General features: G+C 64.5%; 3 protein-coding genes. 2 read left to right on the top strand and 1 reads right to left on the bottom strand.

Features of this window, described 5'->3' with window-relative positions:
* Nucleotides 1-33: 33 nt before the first annotated feature.
* The gene (locus QOS90_RS15345) at nucleotides 34-10,860 is read right to left on the bottom strand and encodes a peroxidase family protein (protein ID WP_085273307.1); all 10,827 of its coding nucleotides are present in this window, start codon (nucleotides 10,858-10,860) and stop codon (nucleotides 34-36) included.
* Between the two features lie 455 nt (nucleotides 10,861-11,315).
* On the opposite strand from QOS90_RS15345, the gene QOS90_RS15350 reads away from it, so the two are divergent.
* Nucleotides 11,316-13,052, top strand: coding sequence for a type I secretion system permease/ATPase (locus QOS90_RS15350; protein ID WP_085273306.1), 1,737 nt, complete (start codon nucleotides 11,316-11,318; stop codon nucleotides 13,050-13,052).
* Between the two features lie 6 nt (nucleotides 13,053-13,058).
* Nucleotides 13,059-14,399, top strand: a complete 1,341-nt coding sequence (locus QOS90_RS15355) for an HlyD family type I secretion periplasmic adaptor subunit (protein WP_085273305.1) — start codon at nucleotides 13,059-13,061, stop codon at nucleotides 14,397-14,399.
* Nucleotide 14,400: the final 1 nt, after the last annotated feature.

Here is a 14,400-nt window from a genome sequence, read left to right on the forward strand (position 1 = left end):
GCGTCAACTCTGGGACGACGAACGCTCAGCCACTCACCCCGCCAGAATGAAGTCTGCCGCCGTCACCGTCGTGGCGTCGGCCACCCCCACCAGGCGGATCGAGTCGGCAGCGCCGATGCTGACCAGCGTATCAGCGCCGACATCGGCGATGGTGACGCTGGCAGCGAAGGTGGCAGCCGTGATATTGAGCGCGGTGATGTCCAGCCGGTCCTGGCCGCCCGACGCGATGGCATCGAAGTTGATGATCAGGTCGTTGCCAAAGCCTGCAGCGAACTGGAAGACATCATTGCCGTCAGTGGCAATCATCGTGTCGTTGCCCGCCCCACCTGTGACCGTATCGTTGCCAGCGGCACCGTTGATGAAGTCGTTGCCGGCACCGCCCAGCAAGGTGTCGTTGCCGACGTCACCAAACAGCGTGTCGTTGCCATCGCCACCCTGCAGCAAATCGACGCCGACGCCACCGTCCAGGGTGTCGTTGCCCAGGCCACCCAGCAGCGTGTCGTTGCCAGCGCCCCCCAGCAGTGAGTCATTGCCATCACCGCCATCGAGGCTGTCATCGCCACCGCCGCCGTTCAAGGTATCGATGCCCAGCCCACCAAACAGCTGGTCGTTGCCGGCGTCACCGTTGAGCGTGTCGTTGCCCGCGTTGCCATTGAGGATGTCGTTGCCGCCGTCACCATTGAGCGTGTCATTACCTGCCCCGCCGTTGATGAGGTTGGCCAGCCCATTGCCCGTGGCAGTGAAGTTGCCCACCCCGGTGAAGGTCAGGTTCTCGACGTTGCCGGCCAGGGTGTAGGTACCCAGCGAGGTCTGCACGGTGTCGGTACCGGCACCCGACGCTTCGACCACCACATCGTTGGCATTGTCGACCACGTAGGTGTCATTGCCGACGCCACCCACAAGGCGGTCAGCCCCCGCACCGCCATTGAGCACATCGTTGGCGGCCCCCCCAGTGAGGGTGTTGGCCAAAGCGTTGCCGGTGCCGGTGAAGCTGCTGCTGCCGGTGTAGGTCAGGTTCTCGACATTCGCCGTCAGCGTGTAGCTTGCCAGGCTGGTCTGCACCAGGTCGGTCCCGCCGTTCAGCGCCTCGGTCACCGTGTCACCGGCGTTGTCGACCACGAACGTGTCGTTGCCGGCACCACCGTTCATGGCGTCCGCGCCAAGCCCGCCGTTGAGGGTGTCGTTGCCATCGTCGCCGTTGAGGATGTCGGGGTCGTCACCGCCGTTGAGCACGTCGTTACCCAGGCCGCCGAACAGCTGGTCCGCGCCGCCCAATCCGTTGAGGGTATCGTTACCGCCCAGGCCCGAGATCACGTCGTTACCCGCCGAACCGGTCAGGGTGTTGGCCGCGTTGGTACCGACCAGGGTCACACCGGGCGGCACCACCACGGGCGCGGTTGCTGCCGACGTCAGCGTCTCCAGCGTGCCGAAGCCGTCGGTGTAGCGCACGATCACCCGCAGTTGCTGGTTACCCTGGGCAAAGCCCGGGGTGAAGGTGGCCGCCGTTGCGCCGACGATGTTGCTGAAGCTGCTGCCGCTGCCTTGCTGCCACTGGAAGCTGAACGCACCCAGCCCGTCGAGGTCGGCAATGCCAGCGGTGAGCGCGGTCAGCACCTGGCCGCGGTCGGGTGTGGTGTCGCTGATCAGCACCGCGCCTGTCGGTGCATCATTGACGTTGGCCACCGGGTCGAGGATGTCGGAGGCAACACTTTCGTGCACGCCGAAGTCATCCACGTAGCTGACCACCACCCGCATGTTCTGCCCCACCTGCGCCTGGGTCAGGACGAAGGTGCTGTTGATGGCACCGGCAATGTTGACCCAGCCAACGCCCCGGTTCGACTGCCACTGGAAGGTGAACTGCGGGTTGCTCAGGCCGTCGGCATCGACAATGGTGGCCGGGTTGGCCGTCAGCGTCTGGTTCTGTATCAGCAAGCCGGTCACGGCCGGCCCGGCGCTCGGCGCGCTGTTGGGCGCCGAGTCGACAATTTCCAGGGTGCCCTTGGCATCCTGATACACCGCCCGCACCCGAATGCTCAGCCCCGCCACATCGTCGGTCACCCGGTAGGTGCTGCCGATGGCCCGCGACACTTCGCCGGCCGCGACGAAGGTGATGTCCTCATACACCCCCGAACCCGGCAATTGCTCGACCTGCCAGTAGTAAGCCACCGGCCCGTTGACCGCACCGGTCGGGTTGCTTGCACTGGCGTTGTCCGCATCATGCACGGCCAGGTCAGTGACCCGCAGCAGCTGGCCAGCCACCGGTGTGTCATCGCGTACGCCGGTGGCATCGTCGAGGATCACCAGGTGGCCCGACGGGCCTGCGTTGGCGGCCGTGCCGACACCGGAGGCGATGGCCCGGTCGGAGAACTGCAGCCGCTCGATGCCGGTCAGCCGATCGACCCCGTCACGCCCCGCTACCAGGTCGGTGACAATCACGGTATTGCCATCGACCACGACGTTGTAGTCCGTCGCCACGCCTGAGAACAGCGCAGTGTCGAAGTTGTCAGTGCCTTTCAGGATCTCCCGCACGATCACCAGTTGCCCGGGGTTGTAGGTGCCGTTGAGCATGAACGGCACCATCGGCTCCATGCTGTCGAACGAGGCGATTTCCGGGCCGGTGCCATCGCTGTTGGCGCGTACGCTGATGCGCACGTTGAGCCACTTGTCACCGTCGAGGATATCGTCACCGCCGCGGCCTTCGATCAGGTCGCTGCCGCTGCCGCCGAGGATGATGTTGCCGCCGTCGTAGAACGTCGCGCCAGCCGCCAGCAGATCGGCCAGGCCGTTGATCAGGTTGATGTTGGTCAGCACGCTGCCATTGGCACCGGCGGTGGGCAGCGAGGCGGCATCTTCGTTGTCGCCGCGCAGGAAGTCACCGTGCGCCGAGCCTGACAGGCCCTCCATGATGTCGAAACGCACCAGCGCCGACGCCCCCGAACCCGGTACCGGCGGCACATCGAAGAAGCGGTCGCTGTAGTCGATGGTTACGCCTTGGGCCAGCCCTTTGAAGGTCGCCCAGTCGTAGCCCGAGCCACCGATATAGCGGTCACCGAAGCCGAGGCTGCCGACCATGATGTCGTCGCCCCCTTCGCCGTTGAACTTGTCGTTCTCGTTACCACCGATAAACACATCGTTGCCGATGATCGGGTCGTTGCCGAGCGGGTCGAAGTTGTCGCCAGGGGCACCGTCCGAGGTGCCCTTCTCGATCCAGTCGTCCCCTTCGTTGCCCATGTCCTGTTCGTTGGCCTTGCTGCCCAGGATAAAGTCATTGCCTTGGCCACCGATGGCCTCGGAGGCGTCTTCACCGGTGACGATGAAGTCGTTGCCGAAACCGCCAATGATCAGGTTGATGCCATTACCGCCGTGCAGCACGTCGTTGCCGTCGCCGCCCTGGATATTATCGTCACCGCCCATGTCGCTGATGATGTCGTCGCCGGCACCGCCGCGCAGTTGGTCGTTGCCGTTGCCGCCTTCGATGCGGTCATTGCCGGCATCGCCCCAGACCGTGTCGTCCCCCCCGCCGGAGACGAGCACATCGGCGCCGTTGGTGCCACCCAGCACAATGTGCTCGTCACCGGCATAGCGGATGTAGTTGCTGTCCGGCCCTGCGGTCAGCGGGCTGTCGCGGAACACCACCTGCTGGCCGTTCTCGCCCAGCGGGTCGGCATTGCCCAGGCCATCGTTGTACTGCTTGCTGCGGTCCACTTCGAGGTAGAACGCCGGGTCCGAGAACACCAGCCCCGGCAAGTGGGTGGCCGAGGTGTTGGCCATGATCAGCTTGGCGAACGAGTTGCTTTCCAGTTCCGCGTTCATCGACAGGCCAGCGGTGCGCTCCAGGTAGTAGAAGCGGTCGCCGTCCTGGAGTTTTTCCAGCTGGTTCTCGAACACGAAGTTGAACGTTGAACCGAGCATGCCGCCGAACGGGGTTTTCGCCTCGGCCAGGCCGCCGATCCACAGGTCGATGGCATCGACACCGGTCACCGTGACGCCCTTCAGGTCATCGGCCGTGCCCAGCACGCCGTCCTTGCCCGGCCGTGTCACGTTGGCCCAGGCCCCGGTGCCGTTGAGGAAGTCGAGCCGATCAAGCGGCGAACCATCGCCGCCGAACACCAGCGCCATCGCCGCCGCACGCTTGTCCACCAGGGTGGTTGCCCCGGTGATGGTGCTGTGCGTGCCATAGGCGGCGATGAAGTTGATCAACGACTCCGGATGCTTGAGGTGTTGCACCAGGTCGACCCAACTGGTGTACGGCTTGAGTTGGGTATCGCCGGTTTGCCCATAGATGTCGCGGCGTACGGCGTTGAGCGAAGGGATACCGACATCGCGGCCACGGGCGATGTTGATCGCCGGCAGGTCGAGCGGCAGCCCGAGCAGGTTGTTGCGCAGCGCCTCGGTGACGAACTCGTCGATTTCGTTACCGGCCTGGCGGGTAACCCCGCGCACGATGGCACTGGTCGCATCCTCGGGGGTGACGCCACTGGCGGCGTACGCCAGCGGGTTGAGGAACGCGGCGATCAGGCCCAACTGCTGGTCGGGGTCGGCGCTGGAGGGGTCTTTGACCACGTTGAAGTCGATGTCGAAACGGTCGACGGTCTCGGTCAGCATCGAGTGGCCGAAGCGGTACACGGTGTGCGCGAACTCGGCGACGATCGAGGCGTCGAGGTCGACGTCGTACACCTGGGTCGGGGCGAAGAACAGGTCGACACGCGGTTGGATGGTGCGGGCGAACTCCTCGAACACCAAGTGCTGGTACTGCATCTCGGTACCGAACTTGGCTGCCTGGAACAACCGCTCGCCATTCCACACCAGTGCATCGATCTCGGCCTGGCTGGCCGGCAGTGCGTTGACCGGGTTGAGCAGCCACTCGTTGAGGAAGGCCACGTCGCCCGAGTCGAGCACGGTGTCCTTGGTCTGCGCCACCAGCCGGTTGTGCTCGGCGTGGAAGATCGCGTGCACGGCGGTCAGGCCGATGTTTTCGTTAACCCGGCCGTCGCCCGCGATGTAGTGCGCATCCAGCAACTCGTTGTCGTAGGCCAGGTTGGCGCCGGTCTGCGGGTTGACCGGGACGGCGTTGCCGACCTGGGTACCGGCATCGGGTGCCAACACACCACCGTTGAACACTGGCACGGCATTGTGGGCGATGTCGGCGAGGAACTCGTGCCCTGTGCGCACGGCGTTGGTCAGGTCGATCGGCGCCAACGGGTTGCCTTCGACCAGCACGTCATCCGCCGTGCCGCCCAGGCCATCGGCGCCCTTCATGACCACCATCGGGTAACCATTGGGCCCTTTGATGAAGTTGCCATAGGCATCGGTCGCCAGCAGCGGAACGTTGTTGACGTCGGCATCGGTGAGGTGAATGCCGAGCAGGTCATTGGCCTGCGCCTTGACCACTTTCCAGGTCGCCATGCCACCGATTTCGCTGTCGTCGGCACTGCCGAACTTGCCATCGGCGCCCAGGTCGCGGTTGGTGATCAACCGGCCCGTGGCGACGGGGCCATGGTCCGTCATCTGATAGCCGCGCAGGAACACCTGGTGCGACGGGTGCGAGCTGTAGGTCTGGTTCTGGTCCACGAATGGCGTGGTGGTGTTGCTGTGCTCATGGATATCGTCGGCGTTGCCGAGAATGCCATCCGGCCCTGGCTGGTTGGTGGCCCGGGTCAGCACCATGAAGTTGGTGTTGCCACCCGGCACATACAGCGGGTCATCCGGTTGCAGCGGAATGTACACGGTACCCGAACCGCCCTTGGTGACCAGGTCCAGGCCATGGTCGAAGAACTGGCCAAAGAAGGTCATCCAGGCGTTGAACGGCGCAGACAGCCCGGCATCCGCCGTGGTGTTTTCAAACAGGTACACGTCGTGGTCGTCATTGGTGCCGAACTGCCCGTCCAGGCCGGGGCTGGCGACGACCCGCACGCCATCCTTGAGCACATCGTCGTTACCCGGTGTGCCGAAGTTGAGCACGCCGTCGGCGCCAGGGTCATAGGCTGTGGCGTAGGCGGCCGGGTTGTTCGAGGTCTGGTCGACGATCAGGTTGCTGATGGTGCGCGGCTGCGAATCGAATACTGCGCCGCTGGTTTGCTGGTAGGACGACCCTGGAATGGCCGGCGAGCCTGGGCCGAAGAAGCCGGCAGGCGCGCCTTCAGCGGGGTTGAACACCGGGTCGGTGAGGCGTGGGAAGACATTATCGGCCGCCCCGAACTGGGTGTTGTTGATGCCGTTGAGGTTCATCAGGTTGTTGTTCGAACCGTCGACTGCTCGCAGCCCCAGGGGTGCACGGATGTTCGGTATCAGCGAGAGGATGTCCTGCCCGGCGGCATCAGCCTCGGCGATCTTGATTTGCGCGAGGATGAAGTTGAGGTCGGAACGGACCATGTGCAGGCCCGCGCCACCTTCGCTGGCGTCAACCACCGGCGTCGGCGCGGTCGGGACCACGGGGGCGCCCGCCTCGACCACGGCCGTGGGTTGCGAGAACAGCACTTCAGTGGTGCCGTGCGCATCCTGGTAGATCGCCTTCACCCGCAGTGACAGCCCGGCAAGGTCTGGCGAGACCTTGAACGCCGTGCCATCGGCGCTCTGGAACGCCAGGTCGCCGGCCGGCAGCAGGATGATGTCCTCGAACACACCGCTGCCCGGGTCCGCCTCGAACTGCCAGTAGTACGACACCGAGGTGTTGTTGAGCACGCCTTGCGGATTGGTCAGCGACACATTGTCGCCATCGCGCACCCCGGCCATGCTCACGGTCAGCATGTCGCCCACGGTGATCGCGCCAGCGTTGTTGTCGGTGACAGTCGGGCTGCCGGTTGGCTGCGCATTCACGCCGGTCACCAGTACGCGCTGGCCATCGGCAAATTGCAGGCGCTCGATATGCAGCAGGGTGTCGACGCCGTCACGGCCGGCAACGGTGTCGGTCACCGTCCATACATCGTCCGACACATCGGCCGTGCCACGGTTGTTCTGGGTAACCACATAGTCGGCCTGAACACCGGAGAATACAGCGGTATCGAACGCCGCGCCGCCCGTCGAAGTGCCCGGCAGGATTTCCCGCACGGCCTTGAGCTGGCCTGGGTTATAGGTGCGGTCGAGCATGAACGGGATCATGTCGACCATGCTGTCGAAGCTGGCGATTTCCGGCCCGGTATGGTTGACGTCGCCGGCGGCATACACCGCGATGCGCACGTTGATCCACTTGTCGCCGTCGATCAGGTCATCGCCGCCTCGGCCCTCGATCAGGTCGCTGCCATTGCCACCGAGGATGATGTTGCCGGTGGCAAAGCCGGTGGTGGGCAAACCCGCGTCAGCCAGGAACTGCTGCAGCCCGTGGATCAGCGCCACGTTGGTCAGCGCACTGCCAGTGGCACCGCCGTGGTTGAGGATGGTGACTGCATCGACGTCGTCACCCTTGAGCACATCGCCAAACTTGGAACCAGACAACCCTTCGACTTCGGCAAAGCGGTCGAGGATCGAGGCCGGCGAGGCGCCGACCGGGTTGAACACGCCGGCGTTCTGGTTAGGCGCGTTGCCATGGGGCTGCGCCAGCGCGGCCAGGCTCAGGTCGACAGTGACGCCGACCTGGTCATTCTTGTAGGTGACCCAGTCGAAACCGGACATGCCGTCCATCTTGTCCTGGGCATCGCTGCCGACAAAGATGTCATCGCCACCTTCGCCGATCATCTCGTCGAAGCCACCACCGCCGACGAAGATGTCGTTGCCGATCACTTCGTCACCCAGCAGCGGCGCGAAGTTGTCGCCGGGCGCACCGTCCTGGGTGCCCTTCTCGATCCAGTCATCGCCCTCGTTGCCGGTGGGCGGCAGGTTGGTCTTGGCGCCGAGGATGAAGTCGTCGCCCTGGCCGCCGAACGTGGTGCTGATGTCTTCGGTGGTGATGATGAAGTCTTGGCCATCGCCGCCCAGGATCAGGTTGCCGGCAACGCCCATGCTGCCGGCGACGATTACATCGTTGCCGGCGTTGCCTTCCAGGCGGTTGTCGCCGAACGAATCGGTGATGATGTCATCGCCCGCGCCACCCAGCACCGCATCATTGCCGGCGCCTCCTTCGAGGCGGTCATCGCCGCCGTCGCCGTAGAGCGTGTCGTCACCCTCGCTGGAGATGATGATGTCATTGCCCGCAGTGCCCCCCAGAACCACATGGTCCAGGCCGGTGTAATGCAGGTAGTTGCTGTCGGGGCCCACGGTATCCGGGTTGTCGCGGATCACCAGCGGGACGATTTCCTGGCCGTAGATCATGATGCCGCCGGTAGGGTCGGCCTTGCCGTCGGCACCCAGCCCGGTGAACTGGTTGGCCTGGTTCACTTCGAGGGTGAACGTCGGCGTCAGGAACACCGTGTTGGACAGGTGGGTGACGTCGGAGTTGAGCATGATCAGCTTGGCGAAGGAGTTGTTTTCAAGCTCCGTGCCGAAGTTCAGGCCCGCTGTACGCGACAAGTAGTAGAAGCGGTCGCCGTTCTGCAGCGCCTCCAGCTGGGTTTCGAAGACGAAGTTGAAGCTCGAACCCAGCATGCCGCCGAACGGCATCTTCTGCTCGGCCAGGCCACCGACCCAGAAGTCGATGGTGTCGACGCCGGTGATGGTCACCCCGCTCACGTCGTCCGCAGTGCCCAGCACGCCGTCTTTGCCGGCCCGGGTCACGTTGGCCCAGGCGCCGGTGCCGTTGAGGAAGTCCAGGCGGTCGAGCGGCGCGCCATCGCCCCCGAACACCAAGGCCATGGCGGCGGCACGTTTGTCAGCCAACGTGGTCGCCCCGGTGATCGTCGCATGGGTGCCGTAGGCGGCGATGAAGTTGACCAGCGATGCCGGGTGCTTGAGGTGGTCGGCAAAGTCGACCCAACTGATGTAGGCCTTGAGCTGGCTGTCGCCGGTCGCGGCATAGAACTCACGGCGCGCTTCGTTCAGCGAGGGGATGCCGGTGTCGCGCCCACGGGCAAGGTTCAGCGCCGGCAGGTCGAGCGGCAGGCCCAGCAGGTTGTTGCGCAGGGCTTCAGTGACGAACTCATCGATCTCGTTGCCGACCTGGCGCGTCACGCCGCGAATGATTGCCCCTGCCGCTTCATCGGCCGTCGCCCCGCTACCAGCGAATGCCAGCGGGTTGAGGAAGGCAGCGATCAGGCCAAGCTGCTGGTCGGGGTTGTTGGGGTCGGTAAGGACGGGGTTGAACTCGGGGTCGAAGCGATCGACGGTCTCGGTCAGCATCGAGTGGCCGAAGCGGTACACCACGTGGGCGAACTCGGCGAGGATGGCCGGGTTGATCGAGGTGTCATAACCGTTAGGCGCCAGAAACTCGTCGATCTGCGGCTGGATGGTGCGGGCGAACTCCTCGAACACCAGGTGCTGGTATTGCATCTCGGTGCCGAACTTGGCGGCCTGGAACAGGCGTTCGCCATCCCACACCAGCGCGGCGATGGCGGCAGGTGTGGTCGGCAGCACGGCAACGTCATCCACCAGCCATTCGTTGAGGAAGGCCAGGTCGCCTGCGGCGAGGATGGTGTCCTTGGATTGCTGGACCAAGCGGTTGTGCTCGGAGTGGAACACGTGGTGCACGGCGGTCAGGCCGATGTTCTCGTTCACCCGGCCGTCGCCGGCGATGTAGTGGGCGTCGAGCAGTTCGTTGTCGTAGGTCAGGTTGTTGCCACCTGGGCCCACCAGCTGCGCATTGCCCACCGCGGTGTCGCCGTCGGCCTGCAGCACGCCGCCGACCACCACGGGCGCGGCGTTGTGGGCGATATCGTCGAGGAAGCCGTGCCCAGTGCTGACAGCATTGGCCAAGCTGATCGGCGCGGCGCGATTGCCCTCGACCAGTTGAGTCACGTCATCGGCCGTGCCGGCAACCCCATCGGCGCCATTGCTGACGCGCATTACCACCTGCGGCATGCCATTGGGCCCGCGCAGGAAATTGCCATAGGCATCGGTCGCCAGCAGCGGCACGCTGTGCACGTCGGCATCGGTCAGGTTGATACCGAGCAGGTCGCGGGCCTGGGCCTTGACCACGGCCCAGGTGGCCATGCCGCCATTTTCGCTATTGCCATCGTCGGCCGTGCCGAACTTGCCGTCGTCGCCAAGATCGCGGTTGGTGATCAGCCGCCCGGTGGCAATCGGGTCGCCCGCGGCGTTGAGCATGTACTCGCGCAGGAACACCTGGTGCGAAGGGTGCGAGCTGTAGGTCTGGCTCTGGTCCACGAACGGCGAGGTGGTGTTGGGCTGGCCATCGTCGGCCGTGCCCAGCACACCGTCCGCGCCGGCCGTGCGCACGGCGCGTGGCAGCACCATGAAGTTGGTCGGGCTGTTGGGCACGTACAACGGGTCGTCCGGCTGCAACGGGATGAACACGATGTCGGTGGTGCTCTTTGTCACCAGGTCCAGGCCGTGATCGAAGAACTGGCCGAAGAAAGTCATCCAGGCGTTGAAACCGGCCGTCAGGCCCGCGTCTGCAGACTGGTTGGGGATGAAGAACACGGGCTTGTCGTCAGCCGTGCCGAACACCCCATCGAGGCCAGGGCTCATCACCGGCGCCGCGCCGCCATTGGCTTCGACGGCGGCGGGGTTGTTCGGCGTCTGGTCGACGATCAGGTTGCTGATGGTACGCGGCTGCCCGTCGACCACCGTGCCGGTGCCGGCATAGGCCGCGCGGTACGACGCATCAAGCAAACGCAGGAAGGAATTGTCGGCGGCACCGAACTCACTTTGCCCGGCCACCAGGTTGTTGTAGCTGCCGTCCACGGTGCGCAAGCCAAACGGCACCTGGCTGTTGGGCAGCAGATCGATGAGATTGGCGCCCTTGGCGTGGGCTTCGGCGATGAAGATCTGCTTGAGGATGAACTCCAGGTCCGACTTGCTGAAATTGGCCATTTAGATTGCCCTCGATCTATCGGGAGAAAGACACAGGGCAACAGGGTCCATCCCGCGCCCAGTCAGTACTGACGTGCGCAGTTCGTGGTTCGGTTTTCCGGGATCGGTGGTGCGATGACTTCTGGTCAAGCGCGGCCCGTTGGAGCGGCCCGAATAATCAAGACTAAAGTCGTAGGTTCAAGCCTTGTCAATAAGCCGTCGAAAAAATGACTCTCGATGATAATGCGTTGCAACTCGCTGTTTTTACGTGACTTATAAAAAGTTCAAAGAATTTATAGAGCGAAATGATATTACAAGATATTTCGTTGCAACCTACGCTCGTGCTTGTGGGGCACCGCAGCGTTTTCGGATGATTCGCCTACAGAGCGACCCGCCTGCGTGCCGTCCAGAAGCCACATCTAGAGCAGTCCAGAGCGCCGCAACGGCCTCCGGTTTGGTACAGAGGGAGGCCCCAGATGCACAAGCAGCCGCGCACCCGTTCCGAGCTGGCAGAGGCGCTCTTTCGCCTGCGCCGCAGCTTCTACTCACTGGCAGGCTTCAGTGGCGTGATAAACGTCATGATGTTGACGCCAGCTGTCTACATGCTCCAGGTCTACGACCGCGCCCTGGTCAGCCGTAACGTCACCACATTGACGATGCTCACCGTGCTGGTGGTCGGGCTGTTCCTGCTGATGTCCGCCTTGGAAATGATCCGCACCCGCGTGTTGATCCGGGTCGGCAACTGCCTGGACATGGACCTCAACCGGCGCATCTTCAGCGCCGCCTTCGAGCGCAACCTGAACCGCGCCGGTGGCAACCCGGCCCAGGCCCTGCAAGACCTGGCACAGGTCCGCCAGTTCTTGACCGGTAATGGCTTGTTCGCCTTCTTCGACGCACCGTGGACGCCCATCTACCTGCTGGTGTGCTACCTGATCCACCCGCTGCTGGGGCTGGTCACGATGATCGGCTCGATGATCCTCGCCGGCCTGGCGTACCTCACCGAGAAGGCCACGCACAAGCCGTTGGCCGAGGCCAACCACGCGGCGCTGTCGTCTGCCAACTACGCCAACAACAACCTGCGCAATGCCGAAGTCATCGAGGCCATGGGCATGCTGCCGTCGATCAGCAAGCGTTGGTACCAGAGCCATCTGCGCATCCTGCAGATGCAGACGCTGGCGTCCGACCGTGCGGCCTTGATCAGCAGCACCGGGCGCTTCGTGCGCATCACCCTGCAATCGCTGATCCTCGGCACCGGTGCGCTGCTGGCGATCGAAGGCAAGATCACCCCGGGCATGATGATCGCCTGCTCGATCCTCACCGGTCGCGCACTGGGGCCGGTGGAACAAGTCATCGCCTCGTGGAAGCAACTGCTTGGCTGCCGCTCAGCCTGGGGGCGGCTGACCGAACTGCTGCAGGACTACCCGCGCCGCCCACCGAGCATGTCGCTGCAACGGCCCCTGGGCATGCTCGCCGTGGAGAACGTGTTTGCTGGCGCCCCCGGCACCAACACCACCATTCTGCGCGGGGTGAGCTTCAGCCTGGCGCCGGGCGAAAGCCTCGGCATCATCGGCCCCTCCGCCTCGGGCAAGTCCACCCTCGCCCGCCTGCTGGTTGGCGTCTGGCCGACCCAGGCCGGCAAGGTGCGCCTGGACGGCGCCGACATCTTCACCTGGAACAAAGGCGAACTGGGCCCGTGGCTCGGCTACCTGCCGCAAGACGTCGAACTGTTCGAAGGGACCATCGCCGACAACATCGCGCGGTTTGCCGAGGTGGACAGCGATGCGGTCATCCGCGCAGCCAAGAGCACCGGCGTGCACGAGATGATCCTGCGCTTCCCGCAGGGCTACGACACCCGCCTGGGCACCGATGGCAGCCCGCTTTCCGGTGGCCAGAAACAGCGCATTGCCCTGGCCCGTGCGCTGTATGGCGAACCTAACCTGGTGGTGCTGGATGAGCCCAACGCCAACCTTGACGATGTTGGGGAAAAGGCCCTGGTCGATGCCCTGGGCGAACTCAAAGGCCGTGGCGCCACGGTGGTGCTGGTTTCTCACCGGCCCAACGTGCTGTGCGCCGTCGACAAGGTGCTGATGCTGCGTGACGGCGGCGTGCAGATGCTGGGCACGCGCGACGAAGTCTTTGCCGCCCTGCGCAAGGCAAGCGTGATACCGGCGGCCGCAGCAGCGCCGCTGGCTTCGGTAAAAGTACGGGAGTAACCGATCATGCACATGAGCCAACCGACCGAGTTGATCCCTGCCGAGGCCAAGCGCCTGATCGACCTGGATGCCGGCAAGCCGGTGCGCTGGGGCCTGTGGCTGGTGCTGGCCGGCTTCGGCGGCTTTTTGCTGTGGGCCTGGCTGGCGCCGCTGGATGCCGGCGTGGTGGCCACCGGCACGGTCAAGGTCACCAGCAATCGCAAGGCCGTGCAGCACTTGAGCGGCGGCACCGTGGAGGCGATCCTGGTGCGCGAAGGCGACGTGGTGAAAAAGGACCAGGAACTGGTTCGCCTCGATGCCCTGCGAGCCGTGGCCGAACAGGGCGCAGTCAGCGCCCAGTACATTGTCAGCAAGACCGTGGAAAACCGCCTCGAAGCCGAGCGCGACAACCGCGACTCGGTAACCTTCGACCCCGCGCTGCTCAAGCGCTTCAGCGCAGACCCACGCCTGCTGGCTGCCATGGACTTGCAGCAGCGCTTGCTGGACACCCGCCGCGCCGGCCTGGCGGGCGAGCTCAGCATCCTCGAAGAGAACCTGGCGGCATCGGCCGTGCAGCTCAAAGGCCTGCAGCAGGTGTACGGCGCCCGCGCCTCGCAGATCAACTTCCTCGGCCAGGAGCTGCAAGGGACCCGCGTGCTGGCCGCCGAAGGTTATGTGCCGCGCAACCGCCTGCTGGAACTGGAGCGCAGCAACGCCGACCTCTCCGCCGGCCAGGCCGAGAACCTCAACAACATCGCCCGGGTGCGCAGCCAGGCCACCGAGATCAAGCTGCGCATGCTTCAGCGCCAGCACGATTACTTGAAAGAGGTCGAGTCGCAACTGACCGACACCGCCAAGGAAAACACCACCCTGGCCGACCGCTTGCGTGCATTGGACTACGAAGTGACCCACACGGTGATCCGCTCACCCATCGATGGCATGGTCCAGGCGCTGGGCATCGCCACGGTCGGCGGGGTTATCCAGCCTGGCGCCAAGCTGATGGAAATCGTCCCGCTCGACGAGCCGTTGCAGGTCGACGCGATGATCCCAGTGCAGGCCATCGACAAAATGGTCCCAGGGCTTGCCGTGGACATCGCCTTCCCGGCCTTCAACCACGCTCAGACCCCAAACATCCCCGGCCGTGTGAAAACCATCTCTGCCGACCGCCTGCTCGATGAAGAGAGCAAGCAGCCGTTCTACCTGGCGCAGGTGGACGTTTCACCCGCCGGTATGAGCTTGCTGGGCAGCAACCACATACGCCCCGGCATGCCGGCCACCGTCACCATCAAGACCGGCGAGCGCAACCTGCTCAGCTACCTGCTCAAACCCATGCTCGAACGCGTCGACAGCGCTTTCAAGGAGCAATGAG

The sequence above is a fragment of the Pseudomonas sp. LAIL14HWK12:I10 genome (genome assembly GCF_900184205.1).
Classification (GTDB): domain Bacteria; phylum Pseudomonadota; class Gammaproteobacteria; order Pseudomonadales; family Pseudomonadaceae; genus Aquipseudomonas; species Aquipseudomonas kermanshahensis.